This window comes from Streptomyces sp. NPDC005423, from assembly GCF_040606415.1.
Taxonomy (GTDB): domain Bacteria; phylum Actinomycetota; class Actinomycetes; order Streptomycetales; family Streptomycetaceae; genus Streptomyces.
In genome coordinates this window covers 21,593-38,419 of the sequence record NZ_JBEXET010000034.1, presented here as the reverse complement: position 1 = coordinate 38,419, position 16,827 = coordinate 21,593, and the positions used below count along the sequence as shown (strand labels likewise).

21 protein-coding genes are annotated in these 16,827 nt (G+C 70.4%); 9 read left to right on the top strand and 12 right to left on the bottom strand.

Translation table 11 applies throughout. From position 1 onward, the window contains the following. Positions 1-67 precede the first annotated feature (67 nt). The 12 genes from ABZT12_RS28665 to ABZT12_RS28610 form a co-directional block, all read right to left on the bottom strand. Complete coding sequence (locus ABZT12_RS28665) at positions 68-862, bottom strand: hypothetical protein (RefSeq protein ID WP_356389847.1); 795 nt, start codon at positions 860-862, stop codon at positions 68-70. Between the two features lie 293 nt (positions 863-1,155). Then, positions 1,156-2,091 (bottom strand): hypothetical protein, encoded by a 936-nt coding sequence (locus tag ABZT12_RS28660; RefSeq protein WP_356389845.1) that lies wholly within the window; start codon positions 2,089-2,091, stop codon positions 1,156-1,158. After that, entirely contained in the window at positions 2,081-2,251 is a 171-nt protein-coding gene (locus ABZT12_RS28655; RefSeq protein ID WP_356389844.1) for a hypothetical protein, read from the bottom strand. Before ABZT12_RS28655 ends, ABZT12_RS28660 begins: the two co-directional genes overlap by 11 nt. 109 nt (positions 2,252-2,360) lie before the next feature. After that, the gene (locus ABZT12_RS28650; protein ID WP_356389842.1) at positions 2,361-2,930 is read right to left on the bottom strand and encodes a hypothetical protein; all 570 of its coding nucleotides are present in this window, start codon (positions 2,928-2,930) and stop codon (positions 2,361-2,363) included. A 14-nt stretch (positions 2,931-2,944) separates the two neighbouring features. Then, positions 2,945-4,459 carry an ATP-binding protein gene (locus ABZT12_RS28645; protein WP_356389840.1) on the bottom strand — a complete coding sequence of 505 codons (1,515 nt, stop codon included), beginning with the start codon at positions 4,457-4,459 and terminating at the stop codon, positions 2,945-2,947. Positions 4,460-4,487: 28 nt separating this feature from the next. Continuing rightward, a complete protein-coding gene (locus ABZT12_RS28640) occupies positions 4,488-4,949 on the bottom strand; it encodes a DUF6238 family protein (protein ID WP_356389838.1) in 462 nt (153 codons plus the stop codon). A 106-nt stretch (positions 4,950-5,055) separates the two neighbouring features. Then, the gene (locus ABZT12_RS28635) at positions 5,056-6,528 is read right to left on the bottom strand and encodes an SCO6880 family protein (RefSeq protein WP_356389836.1); all 1,473 of its coding nucleotides are present in this window, start codon (positions 6,526-6,528) and stop codon (positions 5,056-5,058) included. 82 nt (positions 6,529-6,610) lie between these two features. After that, positions 6,611-7,990, bottom strand: coding sequence for an ATP-binding protein (locus ABZT12_RS28630; RefSeq protein WP_356389834.1), 1,380 nt, complete (start codon positions 7,988-7,990; stop codon positions 6,611-6,613). Positions 7,991-8,026: 36 nt separating this feature from the next. Continuing rightward, a complete protein-coding gene (locus ABZT12_RS28625) occupies positions 8,027-8,719 on the bottom strand; it encodes a hypothetical protein (protein WP_356389832.1) in 693 nt (230 codons plus the stop codon). Then, positions 8,719-9,027, bottom strand: coding sequence for a DUF6112 family protein (locus ABZT12_RS28620; RefSeq protein WP_356389830.1), 309 nt, complete (start codon positions 9,025-9,027; stop codon positions 8,719-8,721). Before ABZT12_RS28620 ends, ABZT12_RS28625 begins: the two co-directional genes overlap by 1 nt. Positions 9,028-9,283: 256 nt before the next feature. Then, complete coding sequence (locus ABZT12_RS28615; protein ID WP_356389828.1) at positions 9,284-9,640, bottom strand: hypothetical protein; 357 nt, start codon at positions 9,638-9,640, stop codon at positions 9,284-9,286. A gap of 68 nt (positions 9,641-9,708) precedes the next feature. After that, entirely contained in the window at positions 9,709-10,833 is a 1,125-nt protein-coding gene (locus ABZT12_RS28610) for a C40 family peptidase (RefSeq protein ID WP_356389826.1), read from the bottom strand. 518 nt (positions 10,834-11,351) lie between these two features. Between ABZT12_RS28610 and ABZT12_RS28605 the strand changes: the two genes are divergently transcribed. The 9 genes from ABZT12_RS28605 to ABZT12_RS28565 all read left to right on the top strand — a co-directional run bounded on the left by ABZT12_RS28605 (position 11,352) and on the right by ABZT12_RS28565 (position 16,823). Next, complete coding sequence (locus ABZT12_RS28605) at positions 11,352-12,107, top strand: site-specific DNA-methyltransferase (protein WP_356389824.1); 756 nt, start codon at positions 11,352-11,354, stop codon at positions 12,105-12,107. 239 nt (positions 12,108-12,346) lie between these two features. Beyond that, positions 12,347-12,898, top strand: coding sequence for a DUF4913 domain-containing protein (locus ABZT12_RS28600; RefSeq protein ID WP_356389928.1), 552 nt, complete (start codon positions 12,347-12,349; stop codon positions 12,896-12,898). Then, positions 12,895-13,380 carry a hypothetical protein gene (locus ABZT12_RS28595; RefSeq protein WP_356389822.1) on the top strand — a complete coding sequence of 162 codons (486 nt, stop codon included), beginning with the start codon at positions 12,895-12,897 and terminating at the stop codon, positions 13,378-13,380. The genes ABZT12_RS28600 and ABZT12_RS28595 overlap by 4 nt, the downstream gene beginning before the upstream one ends. A gap of 18 nt (positions 13,381-13,398) precedes the next feature. Next, positions 13,399-14,097: a hypothetical protein gene (locus ABZT12_RS28590; protein WP_356389820.1), complete on the top strand. Its 699-nt coding sequence runs from the start codon at positions 13,399-13,401 to the stop codon at positions 14,095-14,097. Between the two features lie 17 nt (positions 14,098-14,114). After that, positions 14,115-14,864: a hypothetical protein gene (locus tag ABZT12_RS28585; protein WP_356389818.1), complete on the top strand. Its 750-nt coding sequence runs from the start codon at positions 14,115-14,117 to the stop codon at positions 14,862-14,864. Positions 14,865-15,012: 148 nt separating this feature from the next. Then, the gene (locus tag ABZT12_RS28580) at positions 15,013-15,375 is read left to right on the top strand and encodes an SH3 domain-containing protein (protein ID WP_356389816.1); all 363 of its coding nucleotides are present in this window, start codon (positions 15,013-15,015) and stop codon (positions 15,373-15,375) included. A gap of 101 nt (positions 15,376-15,476) precedes the next feature. Further along, the gene (locus tag ABZT12_RS28575) at positions 15,477-15,959 is read left to right on the top strand and encodes a hypothetical protein (protein WP_356389814.1); all 483 of its coding nucleotides are present in this window, start codon (positions 15,477-15,479) and stop codon (positions 15,957-15,959) included. Next, a complete protein-coding gene (locus tag ABZT12_RS28570; protein WP_356389812.1) occupies positions 15,956-16,399 on the top strand; it encodes a hypothetical protein in 444 nt (147 codons plus the stop codon). The genes ABZT12_RS28575 and ABZT12_RS28570 overlap by 4 nt, the downstream gene beginning before the upstream one ends. Positions 16,400-16,409: 10 nt before the next feature. Beyond that, complete coding sequence (locus ABZT12_RS28565; protein WP_356389810.1) at positions 16,410-16,823, top strand: hypothetical protein; 414 nt, start codon at positions 16,410-16,412, stop codon at positions 16,821-16,823. Positions 16,824-16,827 lie beyond the last annotated feature (4 nt).

Here is a 16,827-nt window from a genome sequence, read left to right as displayed (position 1 = left end):
AGCAGTGGGGTTGGGGACGTTCGTCGGCCATCAAGGTGCTGGGCGGCCCGCGTGGGAGGGGACGTGTCTACGCGCGGTCCGACCACGAGGTGACCGGGGGGCCGGAGGCGTCGGTGCGAGCGCAGGTGTAGCTGATCAGGCGGGATGGTTCGGGCTTTGCGGGGACGGTGGCGGCGTCGTTACACACGAACGTGTACGTGATGGAGGTGCGGGGCACGTCGTGGAGCCAGGCCCGGTCGTCCTTGCCGGGGTTGATCTGCAGGCCGGAGTGCGCGACGGCATCGGTCTGGGTGTGCGTGTGAGAGAAGAAGATCAGCGCACCGCCGTCAGTGGTCTTGAGGGCGTAGGCGTCCTTGTAGCGGTTGGCGGCGCCGGCGAAGACGGTGGTGCCCTGGTTCCCGAAGCGGGTGCCGGTCTTGTCGTGGACCTCGATCTGCTGCTTGCTCGCCTTGGTCGGCGCGAAGACCTTCGTCCCGGTGTTCGAGCCTCCGGTGGCGAAGTTGTCGAGCACGGCGGCGCGCAGCAGGCCGGCGCCGGCCGCCAGTTGCTTGTTGCCGTCTGCGGCGACGGCACTCGCGTACCCGTCCTGATCGAGGGCGATGTCGGGCAGTTTCTTGCCGTCGAGGTCGACGACGAACACCAGCTCCCAGCGCTTGTGCTGGGGCCGTTCGGTGAACACCCCCAGACGGGAGGGGGCCTTGCCCTTCTGGTCCGAGAGCGCGGCGGCGAACCAGCGGTCCTGTCCGGCGGCCAGGCGCGGGATGTACAGCTTGGCGTTCGCGGAGTCGTAGGACCACGGTTTGTACGGCTTGCGGTCCGCCGTGGGGAGTCCTTCGGTCTCGATGTAGTCCGAGACGGACATCGCGTACAGCGGTCCGTCCTCGACCGTGTCGAGCAGGGCGCGGTTCCGGTCGGCGTTGGCCTCGTTGTTGATCTTCGAGTAGTGGGCGATGACGTCGCGGGCCAGGCCGGCGGTGAGAGCCGGTGCGGGCTTCGGGGTGGTGCTGGCACTGGAGGTCTGCCGGGCATGGGCGGTGCCGTCTTCGTCAGCGCAGCCGGTGAGGGCCAGGGCGAGGCAGGCGGCGCCGACGAACAGCGGCAGGGTACGGCGAGCGGTGCGGATGGGGGCTCCAAGGATCTGCGGGAGGGAGTGGATCAGCGCGTACGCCTGGTCGTTGGTGCGGTCTTCGGTGACGTCGACGGGAGGGCTCGCGGTGGAAGGGACGGGGTGGAGGGGAGCCGCGGCGCCGGCACGAGCGGGGTCAGTGCCCGCATCCGGTCCTCGGCCATGTGCAGCACCTCTGCGAGGTTGCGGATCTCGGCGGCGGCGTCGGCGAGGTCGTAGGACAGGTCGAAGCCGTCGTCCTCCTCGGCTTCCTTGGCCTTCTCCCCGGCTGCTTCGAAGAACTCGCCGAGCCGTTCGAGCAGGCCGTTGACCGGATCCAGAATCTGGTGCAGCAGGGCAGCGGCGTCCGCGTGTGACTCGGCTCCGTTGAGCCGGTCGGTCAGAGCGAGCATCGCGTCGCCGTAGATGTAGACAGGTGCGCGGTCTGTTGTGCCGGGGACGTCCGGGGCCTCCGGCCCGTGGAGCGCCGGCGTAGCCGGGAGCACGTGGGGGTCTGTGGTGGGCGAGGGGGGATGTGGCAGCAGCCCGAGCTGGGCGAGGCGATGGTCGATCGCCTCGATGAGGGGCTGGGCGTTGCCGCCGTGGCGGACTTCGGGCCGCTGGGGGCCACCGGGGTCGTCGGAGGGAGCCGAGTCGTAGACGACCTCGAACAGCTCCTGGTCGTCGGGGTGCTCGCGGGTTGCGATCCAGCCCTCAGGGTCGCCCGGCGGGCGCTCGGAGGGGGGTTCCTGCGGCGGGCTGATGATCAGGTAACTGTCGTCGGGGAGCGACACGCGCACGATGTAGGCGCTGAGGCCGAACTCGATGTCGCACTCCAGCCCGCGCTCTCGCAGCGGTGTGGTGATGTGCACGTGGCGGCGCCACAGCTCCTGCCACCACGGGGTGTCCACGTTGCGATGGTCGGGGAGCGGCGCGAGCGGAGCCGCGCGGCGGGCGTCTGGGGTACTCGTGCCGTCAGCGGCCACGGCTCCTCCTGCGGGAGGTCGGCGTGCGGTGCGGCGGAGGCGTCCGGCGAGCGGGGGTGGCTTCCGGCTTCGGCACCGGACTGAAATCGAGTTCGTACTCGTCGTACGTGGCGATCAGGCCGTGTTCCATCTGGGCTTCGCGGTCGGCGATCTGCGCCATGAGGTCGTCGTGCTCGGCCTGGCACTGCTGGTACTCGGCCCAGTCGGCGTCGCTGAAGTGGGCGGGGCGGTTCAGGGGACTCCTTGTGAAGAGACGGGAGCGGCCCGGGTTAGCGGTGGCGACCGCTCTGTTCGGGCGGCGGTGGCACGGGGCCCTCGCGGTGGGAGGGCGCGCGGAAGAAGCGGTGGAAGTCGAGGTGGTCGTCGAGTTCCTTGGCCGCGTCGCGGAGGGCCTGCGAGGTGCGCCGCAGGTAGGCGCGGGCCGTTGCGTGGTCGATGACCATGCGGTTCTTGACGTAGTACGGGTCGGTTGGACTGGAGGGGCGCGGCAGACCGAGGGCAGTCTCTGCAGTCTCCGCGAAGTGCGATGTCGCGTGGGCCGACAGGGTGCCCGCCGTCGCGAGGTGGGCCAGGGTGGCGCGGCCTGCGCGGTTCGTGCTGTGAGGGCTCGCGGCGAACTCGGCAGTGAGCTGGAGGACCTCGCGGGAGAGGTCCTGCGCACCGGTGGCGTGCTGGAGCAGCTCGGTGTAGGAGGGCTCGGCCGGCACGTGACCGCTCTCGTCCAGCAGGTCCCAATTCTGGGCGCTGTCGGAGAATTTGGCCTTCATCGCGTTGAGTGCGCCGATAAGGTGGAGGGTGTCGTCGCGCGGTATCAGTTCGCGCTGGATATCGGGTTTCATGAGCCTTTTGCGTTTCAGTGCATGCGAGCGTCGGTGTCGAAGAGCGCCAGCTCGTGGCTGTGCAGGAGGTGCTGCACGATGAAAGATCGTCCGGCGACTTTCCACAGGCCACGGCCTCGGTTGAGGTGGGCGATGGCGTCCATTTCGACGGAGGTCAGGCCGAGCAGCGAGGCCGCGGCGTGGAGTTGGTCGGTCTCCTGGCGGTAGATGATGCGGGTGGAGCAGTCCGCGAGGAGTCCCTCGGCCAGGGCGCGCCCCTGTGATCCGGCGTCGCCGGCGGTGAGCAGGTCGGACAGCCGGTGGATCACCATGAGGTTCGCGATGCCGAGGCCGCGGGAGAGCTTCCACTGGGCCTGCATGCGCTGGAGCAGACCGACGTGTCTCATCAACCGCCACGCCTCGTCGTACACGATCCAGCGCCGGCCGCCGGACGGATCGGAGAGGGCGGATTCCATCCAGGCGCTCGCGCAGGTCATCGCCAGGACGAGGGCGGTGTCGTCGCCGGATCCGCCCAGGCGGGACAGGTCGATGGTGAGCATCGGTGCGGTCGGGTCGAAGCTCACGGTGGAGGGGGCGTCGAACATGCCGGCCAGGTCACCGTGGACGAGGCGGCGCATGGCGTGGGCCAGGTCGCGGGCGGCGTCGCCGAGTTGGCCCGACATCATCCCGGCGGCTTCGTCGAGCGCAGTGGGGTTGTTGAGGGTGGCGGCGACGTCGCCGAGGAGCGGGGTGCGGCCGGTGGTGGCGGCGCGGGTGACGACGGCGTCCAGGGCGACGTCCAGGGCGGTGTGCTCCATGGGCATCAGGTCCCGGCCCAGGACCGTCCGGGCCAGCGAGCCGAGCAGGAGTAGGCGCCGTTTGCGGATCTCGCCGACCCAGTCGCCCTCCGCAACGCTCTTTGGGCGCGGTGCCGCGTCCAGAGGGTTCAGCCGCCCGGGCAGGCCGGGGCCGAGAGCGACGGACCGGCCGCCGAGGGCTTGCGCCACCGGCGTCCATTCGCCTTTCGGGTCGCACGGCACGTAGACGCGGTATCCGAAGGCGACCGAACGCAGCGCGAAGCTCTTGGCGAGCGCGCTCTTGCCCTGGCCGATCACCCCGGCGAGCAGGAGGTTCGGGTTGGTGAATCCCTCGACGCGGCCGTACAGCGCGAACGGATCGAAGACGAAGCTTGCTTCCGCGTGGACGTCGCGCCCGATGTAGATGCCCTCGGCGCCGAGTCCGCCCTCGGCCAGGAACGGATACGCGCCGGCGGCCACAGCCGTCGTCATGCGGTGCGCAGGCAGCTTCAGCCGGTTTCCGCGTGCGCAGGCGGGCCCGGGGCGTCCGCTCGGTGGGTAGAGCGCGATGGGTTTCTCGTGCTCGGCGGATGTGCTCTCCCTCTGGTGGGCGCTGGCTTCCGCGCGGGCCTTGGCGGTGGCCTCGGCGAGCTGGCGCCGGGCGGTCTTGCGGCTGGCGCGGTCGGTGCCGTGAGGGGTGAAGAGTGGGCTGGCGGAGGCGCGGCGGGCGCGGCGGGAGGGCCGGTGGCTCATCGGTGGCCCTCGTTTCGGCGGGTGGTGCTCATCGCACGCAGGCCGTGGTGTGCGGGCGGAGGTCGGTGGGGGTGGTCTTGCGGCGGATGCTGTGTCCGGCGGCGAGGTGGCGCTGGCAGATCGTCAGTACGGGCGGTCCCTCGGGCAGGCGTTCGGGATGGCACGTGCTCGCCTCGGCTGGTGCTGCTGTGTTGCTGGGCAGCAGGTGGAAGGCGGAGTGGACCTCGCTGGTGGCCTGCCAGAGGCGGGTGCGCGCGGTGGCGAGGTGGCGGCCGGCGGTGGGGTGCGGTGTCCGGGTGTTTTCGGCGAGGTGGTCCAGGAGTTGGTGCAGGGCGGTGAGGTGGGCGTGGAGCGCATCGAGGTGCAGGCGGTCCGCTGGCCGGAGCGGGTTCGCGTCCGACGGCGTCCATGCGCGGGTGTGGTGGCGGACTCCGGCGCTCGCGGCGCGGAGGTAGGGGTGCGCGTCGTCCGGTGGTGTGCGAGAGGTCAAAGGTGGTGGTCCTTCCTGCCGGGAGGCAGGGGCGGTGACGGGTGGTCCGTCGCGGGTGATCGAAGAGCAGCGGGCCAGGGTGCTGGCCGGCGGGGGTGGGGCCGGCTCACAGGGCGGTGCGGGCGAGCGGGAGTGCGGTGAGGGCGAAGGCGTCCGGCTGCTGGTAGTTGAGCCTGCGGAGGTCGACGCCCGAGGTGACGGCGTGGGTCTCGATCTGTGCGCAGGCGGCGTCCAGGAGGGCGTCGGTTTCGGCGGTGACGGTGACCAGGCCGGTGAGGGCGACGTCCGCGTGTCCGGCGATGAGCTGCCGTTCTCGCATTTTGACGTCGGCGTACTCGACGGAGTCTTCCTCACTGTCGACCTGCCCGCGGCGGGCGCGTTCGTTGGCGTCGGCGATGATCGCCGCCTTCTTCCGCTGGACGTCCCGCAGCGCGGACTCAAGCCCCTGCGGCACGTATATGAGGGAGAGGCTGCGGCGCACGCCGGCCGTGAACATGATCCCGTGCAGGAACCCGGCCCCCATCTCGGTGCGCGGCCAGTTCTCCACCCAGTACGTTGCGTGCCGTGCGGAGTCGGTGGCGAGGCGGTCGTATTCCTCGAACTGGACGACGGGCCCGGCGGCTGCGGGGTCGGCTTCGGCGCGGCCGGTCTCGGACCACTGCTGCAGTGCGGCGAGCGCCTTCGGGTCGTAGGCGGTGCGGATGACGGCGGCGATCTCTCGCGAGGTCAGCCATCCGGTGACCTGGAGTCCGGCGTTGCGGGCGGCCTGGGCGATGGACGCGGTGGTCTGCTGCATGACGGTGAAGGCACCCGGCAGCCCTCCGCCGGCCTGGTTGATCAGGCGCCGGGCGGCTTTGAGGTCGAGGGAGATGGCGAGGTAGGTCTCGTGCGGGGCGGCGGCGGGGCCGGCTGAGGCGACCAGTTCGGAGTAGATCTGTCCGGCGACGGGGGTGTGGGGCTGCCCGTTCTGGGTCCAGTGGCGGGTGAGGGTGTCGCCGCTGTCGGGGACGGTGCGTTCCAGCACCTGGACGGTGGCGATGTGTCCGGTGCGGGCGATGCCGGCGAGCGCGCGTCCCCAGCTGCCGACGTTGTGGTTCTGGGTCGTGGGGTCGAGGAGCGCGAAGGCACGGCTGCTGACGCGGGCGATGGCGGTCAGGGTCTGCTGGTGCGGGTCGTGCACGGCCGCAGCCTGGTTGGCGGAGTCGCCGGGGGTGACCACCTTGAGGGAGGCGGCGGTGCCGGGCAGGTGGAGGATGCCGTCCTGTCGGGGCCGGGTGACGGGCCGGGCGAGCCAGAGGGTCTGGCCACTGCGGCGGCGGTGTGCGTAGCGGGCGACGATCGGCGCCCAGTCGATCAGGGAGCGGCCGTGCCGCCGGATTGCGACGAGTGCACCGGACGTGGCCCACAGCGGGGCCAGGGCGACGGTGCCGAGCAGTCCGGTGGAGATCACCGTCATCAGCAGCAGCGCCAACGTGCACGAAACGAGGACGAGTTGGGGCAGAGAGAGGCCGAGGAGGATGCCGCGGCGGGACCGGTGCGGGAACTTCACCGTGACCGGGGCGACGGAGAGATCAGTCAAAGGGGCGGGTCCTGGTGGCGCGGGTGGAACCCGGGGGCGGGAGGTGGTGTGCACGTCCCGCCCCCGGGAGTCGGGCAGGGGATCAGAGGCCGGCCGGAGGCGGCGGCGGTCCGCTCGCCCCGCTGGACGTGGCGTTCTGTGAGCCGGGGGACGGGGGTGCGCCCTGCGGCGGCGGGGTCGTCGTCGGCGCCGTGGACTGCCATCCGCCGCCCTGGCCGGATGCGGCGTTCGCGCCGGATCCGCTCGGCCCCGGGCTGCCGCCCACCTGGCCGCTGGTGTCGTCGGACACGCTCGTCGGTGCGGGCTGGACGGCCTTCTCCAGACCGGACTTGATGGCATCGCCACCGGGCGAGCCGCCCGTGCCGCCGTACTGCGAACCTTCCTTGCCCTCTCCGCCGCCACCGGTCGGGTTGGCGGCGACGTCGCCGGGGAAACCGGCTCCGCCAGCGGCGTCGGGCCCCTGCGGTGCGGCGCCTGCTCCGGCGGCAGCGCCACCGGTTCCGGCGGTGGCCGCAGCGGCGGCGGCTTTGCGGGCGGCCTTCTCGGCGTGGGCCCTGGCGATCTGGGCTCCAGCGCCACCGGCCCGGTGGATGGACTCGCCGTCGGTGCCGTCGGCCGCCCAGTGCACGAACTTGAAGACGGCGTACGGGCACAGCAGCACCAGGATCATGATCACGATGCCGGACATGACGTCGGCCAGAGCGGCGATGCCGTCCTTGGCCTCGGTCTTGCCCATGGCGGCGATGCCGAGTACGAAGATCACGGTCATCAAGAGCTTGGAGACGACGAGGGTGGCTGTGGCTTCGATCCAGCCCTTGCGCCAGCGCCTGGCGACCTCCCAGCCGCCGCCGGCGGAGGCGAAGATCGCCAGGGTGACCATGACGAGGATGCCGACCTTGCGGACCATCATCACGCACCAGTAGAGGAAGGCGCCGATGGCGGCGCCGAGGCCGGCGACGACCGCGACGAGCCAGCCCAGTCCGGACAGGCCGGCGATCTGGTTCACCTTGACGATGCGGCGCACCGCCGACGCGATGTCCAGCTTCGCGGCTTTGAACAGGCCGTCGGAGACGGCGTCGACCACCTCGACGGCAACCGTGGTCAGGGCGATGGCGCAGAACGCGAACAGGACGCCCGACATGGTGCCGGTGAATGCCTGTGTGAGGGCTTGTCCGTCGCGTTTGACGGCGGCCCTGACCAGCTGCGCGCAGAACGTCGCGACCAGCAGGACCAGGCCCAGCGGAAGCAGCATCTCGTAGTTGTCGCGGAACCATGCGGCGTTCAGGTCGACCTTAGTGGTGGTGTTGACCGCCTCGGCGGCCAGGTCGGCTGCGGCGGCTGCCAGTTCACCGGCGGACTTTGCCATCCAGTCGCCGATGGCCTTGCCGGGGTCCGAGGCGAAGTCGACCGCGTCACCGACGGAGCACAGCTTGTCTGCCAGGGGGAAGTCACAGAAACCCACGGGGAGTTACTCCTCCTTTCGTGTGTCAGTCGCGGGTCACTGCGTGACGCTCGGGGCGATGGCGGCCAGGGTGCAGTCGTGGTTGGGGCGGCACTGCACGGCGAGGGTCACGGCGCGCTCCTCGGCTCCGCCGCCGCCCTTCTTCCAGGCGATCTGCTGCTTGCCGTTGACGGTGACGACGTAGATGTACGCCTCGGTGATCGCGGACGGGTCGTCGGCCAGCGCCTGCTTGAAGGCGGAGGGGTAGTGGCCCTCGGTGACGTGGGCGGTGGCGTGCTGGTCCTGGTCGGCCATCCGTGACCAGAGCACCGGATCGGGAACCTGGCCGGAGACCGAGGCCCAGTCGGCGTACTTGGGCTCCGTTGTCATCCAGGCCCGCATGCCCGCGAGTTGCTGGTCGCGGCTGGTGTCGCGGGTGTCGTAGGACCACAGCATCTGGGCCGCGGCCTTGGCGTAGGCGACCGGCTCGGCGATCTGCGCAGGCTTGGGCACCGATCCGGATCCGGAGGAAGGTTTCGGGGTGGCTTCGGTGGAGGACGGGCTGCCAGTCGGGGCGGGCGCGGCGGTGTCCGGGGCCTGGTGGCCGTTCCCGCTGCCGGTGAGCAGGGCGACGATCCCGGCGATGGCAAGCAGAACTGCGACGGCGGTGGCGGCAATCGCGATGCGCCGGTTGGCCGACCAGCCCATGCCATACGAAAACAGAGAGGGGGAGAGGAATCGCTTCTGCATCAGTGCACCTGCGACCCGAGAGTCGAGAAGAACGCGACAATTCCGTTCGCGGCGCCCAGGCCCAGGGCGGCGCCCGCGGCCACGACCGCGCCCTTCTTCCCGTTGGCCTCGGCCTGGTGCCCACCGGTGTGATGGCCCCAGGCCCACACACCGAGCGACACAGCAAGGGCGCCCACTACGGCGATGATGCCGAACAAGTTGATCGAGTTGACGACGTTCTTCAGCACGCTCAGGCCGGGCAATCCACCGCCCGACGGCGTGATGCCAGGATCGTAGGCCAGGTACTGCACGGTTTCGAACAGGTGCAAGAAAGCTCCTTGGGCACGCCGAAATCCGGCGCGCGGGAATCACGGAAGGAAGGAGAGGAACGAGGCAGCGCCTCGCAGAGAGGGAGGGCAAACGCCGTGCAGGAAACGGCTGGCCCGGTCGGCGCCCGCTAGGGCGGCGTGGCGTGCACGTGGACGCAGCCGCTCTGGCACCGGGGCGGGGGACGAGGAGCGGAGTGGGCCGGTGCTGCTGTCGACGGCGAGCCGGCTCAGGCTTCGAGCCGGCTGCCGTGGTGCACTACTTTGGGATTGACGGCTTCGGCGCGGGGTTGGTCTGGTAGGGATTCGCGCAGTCGTAGATCATGTAGCCGCGAATCCGCTTGCCGTCGGACCTCCGGGTGACGGTGCCGTGGGTGTACCAGGTCTTCTCGACCTTCCGGTACGCCCACTGGTCGTAGACGACCTTGTCGCGGCGGTAGCCGATGCCCACCACCGTGGACGTCTTCGACGGGGCCTTGCGGATCTTGACCGCATTGCAGCTGATGGTGGTCTTACCGGTGTCGTACGCCTGTGCCGTGGTGGCGGTGACCAGGCCGCCGACGGCGACGGCCAGGCTCAGAGAGGCTGCCGCGAGGGCGCGGTGGCGGGTTATCAAGGATGCTCCGTCTGTCGGGGGATCTCGGTCAGAGATGGGGTGTTGGGGCGGTCGCGCCACGGCCGGTGTCAGAGGACGCGGCGGGCGGCGAGAATCGTCCAGTCCTTGATCGGGGTGATCCGGACCGGCTTGGTGGTGCGCGGCGCCTCGATGACGAGGCCCTCGCCCATGTACATGCCGACGTGCTCGGGCCGTGCGGCGCTGCCGCGGCTGAAGATCAGGTCACCGGGCTTGAGGTGGACGGGCGAGACCGCCTTGCCCTCGCCCACCTGCGTGTACGTGGTGCGAGTGAGCGTGACGCCGGCGTGCGCGTACGCCTGCTGCATCAGAGAGCTGCAGTCGCAGCGGCCCATGGGGTCGGGACCGTGCGAGTTTGTGCAGGATCCGCCCCACTGGTAGAGCGTCCCGAGCTGCTGCATCGCCCAGGCGATGGCCTTGCGCGCCTTCGGATCCGCGTCCTTGGGGATCGAGTAACTCTTCGGGACGCTCCCCTCGGGAATGCGGCCGAACCCGGAACCGTCCTGGCCCGGCGCGCAGCCGGTCGTGGCCGACTGCTTGTCCTGGTCCGTGTCAGTGCCGTCCGCGTCACCGCTGCCGGGGAAGGTCTTGGCGATGGCGCCCTGCAGCGCGGTGGCCAGGTTCTCCCACTGCGCGTAGGCGTTTGGCAGGCCGGACTTCTGCACGGCTTGGGCGGCCTGGGTGACGGTCATCTGCTGCCACCCGCTCACCTTGAGCAAGTGCTTGTAGAACTGCTCGCTCGCGTAGGTGGGGTCGCGGATCCGCTCGGCGTTGCCCCAGCCCTGGGAGGGGCGCTGCTGGAAGAGGCCGAGGGAGTCGCGGTCGCCGTAGTTCAGGTTGCGCAGTCGGCTCTCCTGCATCGCCGTGGCGAGCGCGATGATCTGTCCCTTCTTGGGGACGTCGAGGGAGAGGCCGGCGGCCACGATCGTCGCCGCGTTGGGGACCTGCTCGGCGGGCAGGTCCAGGCCCTCGACGTGAACGTCCTTGCCGGAGGCGCCGTCGAGGATCTTGGTGACCTGCTCGGCGACCTTGTCGCTGTCGATGCCGCTCAGGCAGCTGCTGAAGGAGCCGCTGCTCTGCACGGCGTCGGCCGAGGAGGCCAGCATCATGCCGGTACCGGCGATCAGGATCGGGGAGAGGAAGACGACGCCGATGCCGGCGGCGAGCCCCTTCAATCCGAGCGAACAGCTCGCCGGTCAGCGTTTTCGGGCATGGGTGGGTAGCGAGACGTCATCAACGTGTCCTTGGGGGTGCGGTGTCCGGCGTGCCGCGTGCGCGGGACGTGGTGGAAGGGCGCGGCGGCCGGGGTGGGCGATCGGAGGCGGGCCGGTGCGGATCGAGTTGCCGCTCGCTCCGTGTGGCCGGGCCGTGAGCTACGTGTGCCGGGGCAGGGGGTATCTCCGTCAGGTGTGGCAGGGGAGTAAGCCAGCGGCAGTGTGCGCCGGGCAGTTCAAAAACAGTAGGCGCGGATCGGCGGTTGACCAAAAAGTCGGCGTGAGGTGCCGGAAACCGGCACCTCGGCAACGCACTTCTTGGTCGTCGGCGTTTTCGCCTCTACAGTTTTTTGGCTCCCCCCTCGCCTTCCTCGGTCTGCGGCCCTTGGCTTCTGCATGCCCACTTCCGGCCCGCGAGGACTTCTGTGCGAGGCGGTGAGTTTTCCTCCGCGCTTCCGCACCCGAATAGGGGTTCTTCTTTGCCTTTTTCCCTGCACCAGGGCGACGCCCTCAGCGTCCTCGCCGGCCTTCCGGACGACTGCGTCGACTCCGTCATCACCGATCCTCCGTACAACAGCGGGGGTAGGACCGCGAAGGAGCGCACCACCCGCTCCGCGAAGCAGAAATACACCTCCGCCGACGCCCAGCACACCCTGCCGGACTTCACCGGCGAGAACATGGACCAGAGGTCGTACGGGTTCTGGCTGACGCAGATCATGACCGAAGCCCACCGCCTCACCCGCACCGGCGGCACGGCGCTGCTGTTCACCGACTGGCGCCAGCTTCCCGTCACGACGGACGCGATCCAGGCGGCCGGCTGGCTGTGGCGTGGAGTGCTGGCCTGGCACAAGCCGCAGTCCAGGCCCCAGAAGGGCCGGTTCACGCAAAACTGTGAATTCATCGTCTGGGCCAGCAAGGGAGCGATCGACGGCTCCCGGAACCCGGTCTATCTGCCGGGCATGTACTCGGCGTCGCAGCCCTCGGGGGCGAAGCGCCAGCACATCACGCAGAAGCCCGTCGAGGTCATGCGCGAGCTGGTCAAGATCAGCCCTGAGGGCGGCACGGTGCTCGACTTCTGCGCCGGCTCCGGCTCCACGGGCGTCGCCGCCCTGCTGGAAGGCCGGGACTTCATCGGCGTGGAGAAGACCGAGCACTACGCGTCGATTGCGGCCGACCGGCTCACCGAAACAATCCGCGAGACCCTCACGCAAGACGACGTGATTCTCACCGCTTGACGCGAGCGCGCTCCACGTTAAGGCCATCGACGCCCTAGGCGGCAATCCGGCGGAGCGGACTTTTATCTCGCTACCCGGCCCGCGCGTCGCCGCTTCCGTCTTTCTCTCATTCCGCGTCTCGTAGGAGGCCGAACTTTTTCATGCCCGAATCCACAAAACCTTCTGACGATGGGGAGTTGGACCCGGTTCGCGTACCAGATCCGCAGCTGGAGGGAATCGAGGCGAGCGTCCGACGGCTCATGGAGCAGTCGGCGCAACAGGCGCAGCAACTCGACCACCTCACGTCCGCACCGGCACCGAGCGGATCGCCGTTCGCCGCATTCGGCATGCCGGGGCTCGGCGGACCGCCTGCCGCCGCTCCGCCGGAACCCCGCCCGATCCTGGAACTCGACGGGGAGGAGAGGGAGGACGAACTCGACGCTCTGTCGGACTGGGTCGACGACTTCTTCCTCCCGGTGTACGGGTCGGAGGTCACCACCGCGGCGCCCTGGTGCCTGCAGTGGCAGGAGCACGACGATGTCGTGGCCTGGCTGCACACCCTGTGGCTCGCGTACCAGCAGCACAAGGACCCCGAAGCCGGATTGAGCGGCCTGTTCGTGTGGCACCGGGACTTCCTCACCCACGCCGTTGCGGCAATCCGCGCACCGGGCGGGCCGCTGTCGGCCTGTATGACCTCTCCCGACCGGCCCGCGCACCGTCTTCTGCCCGGCCCACCGCCGTCCGTACGCACGGAGACGGCGTCCGTGGCGGAGGCCGCCGGGAGCGCCGAGCCGGACGAGCCGACGTCATGACCACGGGAGCGGGACAGCCCGCCTTCGGACTGAGCTTCGACCCCCGCGCGCTGACCGACCTCCTCCAGGCACCCAGCGATATCCGCGACCTCACCCTCGCCTACCTGCAGGAAGTCGTGAACGCGCAGCGCTTCGGGCTGCGCCTCGACGGTGACCTGGAGGGCTATCGCAAGCTGTTCGTGGACTCCCGCAAGGACTGGCGCCTCGTCTACGGTGTCCGCCCGGCGCCCGCGGAGTCCGCGCATCCCAAGGAGATTCACGTCGTCGCGGTCCGGCCGCGTGCGGGCAACGACGTCTACGACGAGGTCGGCCGCCGCCTAGGGATGCCCCGCCGGCCGCTGAGCGCCCGCACCCACGCAGCCCGCTCCCGTTCCCCGCAGCTGACCACCCGCACTCCCGCGCCCCGGCCCGGTCCGCCGCCCACCGCACCGCCGGGCCTGCCCCGTCCCGCCCAGAACCCCGCGCACCATCACACCCGCTGAACGCACGGAGCGTCGCCTATGCCCCCTGAACCCGCGCCGACACCACCCCGGCGTGCGGTCTCCCCGCTCGACCCCCGCATCGAAGCCGTCACCGGCCACACCATCGACACCCTGTGGGCCTACCGCGACCGCGGCGTCCTCGACGAGCCACACGCCCACCTGGTCGACCAGCACCGCGAGTTGGCCAAGACCCACACAGGCGTCACCTTCTACCTCCGCCTCCTCAACCGCCTGTCCAACGGCAAGTTCGACGTCGATGACGCCCTGTTCACGCGCATCGACCGCACCGTGGACCAGCTGAAGGAGGCCGCCGACGCACGGGACGCCGCTGCCCGGAAAGTGCTCGCCGCCCTGGAGCCCATCGAGGCCGCCGCGGCGGCCTCGAGGCCCGGCGCGAAGCCGCTCACGACGGATGATCAGGCGGCGCTGCTCGCCATCGCCGGCGGCGCCAAGCTCTACGAACACCTGCTGACCGGCCGGATGTCCGTCACCGCCGCCGCCGGGACCCGCATCCCGCACGCCAAGCTGCAGCGGCTGGAGAACGCCGGCCTGGTCGTCCGGGACACCGGCCACCCCGTCCACGCCGGCCAGCCCGTTGCACTCACCGACGCCGGACGCGCCGCGCTGTTCGCCGCCCGACGGACCCCCACGACCCAGGCGCCGAAGCTCCCGGCCCGACCCGGCACGCGGGCGTCCACCCCGGCACAGCGGCGCTGAACTCCACCGAAAGGCCCTTGTTGTCTCCCACCGAACCGGCGTCGGCTCGGACGTCCATTCCCCAAGTCGACTTCGAGCTGGACGACTTCGACGCCGACGAGGAGATGTCCCTCGACTTCTACCGTCAGGTCGCCGTCCGCGAGGACATGCTCGTCCCCCTCGCCGAACACCACACCCCAGGCGGCGCGCACAGCTACTACGTCCTGTTCGACCGCACCGCTACCTATGGGCACCCAGGCATGCCGCAGTACGTCGCCGTGCACCTGAAGCGGGAACGGGAGAAGGAGACGTTCGACTTCGAGCAGGCCCAGCTGCCGCTGCCCGCGATGGCGCAGTCCTGGCTCATCTACCGCGGCTGCCCGCCCGACGCCATCGGCCTCAACCCCGAGCTGGGGCCACCGCCGGCCGACGAGGCGACGCGTGCGCTGGAGCGACGGCTGGCGGGCGACGGCGACCACTACGCCATGGGCTACTCCTACACCAGCGACGACCCGGACGACATGGTCACCGTCGTGGCCCTGCGCGCCCTGGACGAGCGAGCCCTCTCCCCGTTCCGCGTCGTGGTCGAGGAGGTCGACACCGACGCCTGGACCCACACCCTGCGCGAGGGTGGCTTCGCCACGGTTGGCGAGGCCCTGCAGTGGTGCGAGGACCGGCTCACCGGCGAGGCCGGCCCCCTGCCGCCGGTCCGCCCGGCAGCGGCAGCCACCCGCCCGGCCGCCATGCCGAAGGCTCCTGCTCCGCGCCCGTCCGGCCGCTCGCGCTAAACGCCCGAGCCGACCGGGCGCGGCGCAACATAGCCGACGATCGCCGGTTAGCCAAACCGGCGATTCTCCGGACTCTTATACAGCCGCCGGGACAACCACGCGGCGCCCATTCGCGCAATCCCTATGCCTTCACGGAGGTTTCTTCCGCATGCGCTCCACCCGAATTGCCGTATCCGCGGCGATGCTCGGCGCACTCGCGCTCGCACTCGCGCTCGCACTCCCGATCCTGTCCACTACGGCTGCGAGCGCGGCACCCGCCGCTGCCGCCTCGGTGGTTACCCCCTGCCCGGACCTCCCGCCGCTGCCGTACAAGGTCCACGCATCCGCTGTGACCATCCGCTCCAAGGCCACCACCAAGTCCACCGCGGTCGGAGTGCTCTACAAGAGCCACAAGTTCACCGTGCACAAGAAGAGCGGCAACTGGCTCTACATCACCGACAGGACCACGGGCGTCAAGGGCTGGGTCTCCGGCACCTACGTCTACCGCGACACCCGTATGTGCCTGGACTGACAGGAATTCAGCAGGTGCCCATAGGCGGCTGAGCCGCCGGATACGGCCGCCCTTCACATCACCCCCCAGGAATCGGCCTTTCCAGAACAGGAGTTTTCCCTTTGTCCGACGGCATATCCGATGACGCCGAGGATGTCGTGGGCGTGCTCACCGAACGGATCGAAGCTCGCTTCGCCATGGACATTGACCAGTTGAAGGCCGCGGTCGCCGCCGCGCCGACCGCGAATCCTGACGCCACCGATATCGTCAAGTGGCACGGCCTTTTCGTCGAGGCCCAGTTGGTGCTCGACCGCGCGGAGGACGACCTCCTCGCCGCGCTGGAAACCCAGCCCAGCGAGGTCGACGACCCGACGATGCGGCTTGCCCACCGCGTGAACGCGGCAGTCACCGCACGCGACGGCAGGGCCCTGGTCGTGCGGTGGCTCCTCGACCCGGACGCTCCGGGCAAGAAGGACCTCGCTGCCGAACGGCTCGCCCGCCTTCGCCCCCGATCCAGTCCGGCGGTGCAGACCAGCGCGCCCCACCGACCCGCGGGTACACCCGTGCCGGCGTCGGCATGGCAGGCGGGAAGGCACGTCCGATGAGCCGGGTCAAGACCAGCACCATGGACACCGATCTGCAGAAGGTCTTCGGGAACCCGGTCCCCGAGCTGCACGAGGTGGCTGCCGGACCCGACGCCTCGCCCGCCCTCGCCCGTGCCCTGGAGCTGCGCTCCTTCCTGGCTCTGACCGAGGAGCAGGTCGCCCGCGTCCGCGACCGCGTGCACGCGGACATGGATCCGGACCGCGACATGGGCGAGCTGTCGGCGGACAAGCTCCGCTTCGACGCGCAGTGGCTGGAGGCGGCGATCGACGCCCGCGACGGCTACCGCGCCGCCCTCGGCGAGCTGCTGCGCACCATGCCCCGGCCCGAACAGCGGGCCCGTCCCGTCCGCACGACACAGCTCAGGACCACCGCAACCCTGCCCCCGTCCGCCGCCCCGGCACCTCAGCGTGCCGGGGCGGCCCGGGCCCGCCAACCGTGAAAGCCCCCGCTTGCCTTACCTCACGTCCACCGAGATAGCCGGACGGATCGAGGACCTGTACGGCACGCCGCTCGCCGACCTCGAAGCCCACGCCCAGGACCAGCCGCCCGGCATGCTCTCCGCCCTGCTCGGCATGCACGACGACCTCGCCCTCGCCGAGCGCAGCATCGACTTCCACCGCGACCATCTCGCCCGGCTCATCCACCCTGAGCGGCAGATCGGCCGGCACGAGGTCTCCCACCTTCTCGACGGTTCACGCCGGCTCGCCGAAGCCGTCGCAGTCCGCGACGTGCAGGCCAAGTCGGTCTTGGCCGTTCTGCAGAGCCTGGCTCGCGTCCCGGCCCCGGCGCCGTCCCCGCCGGCTCCCTCGCCGCCGCTGCCGGCTCCGCCCCTTCCGGCTCAGAGCACGGCGCACAGCCGCTGACCGC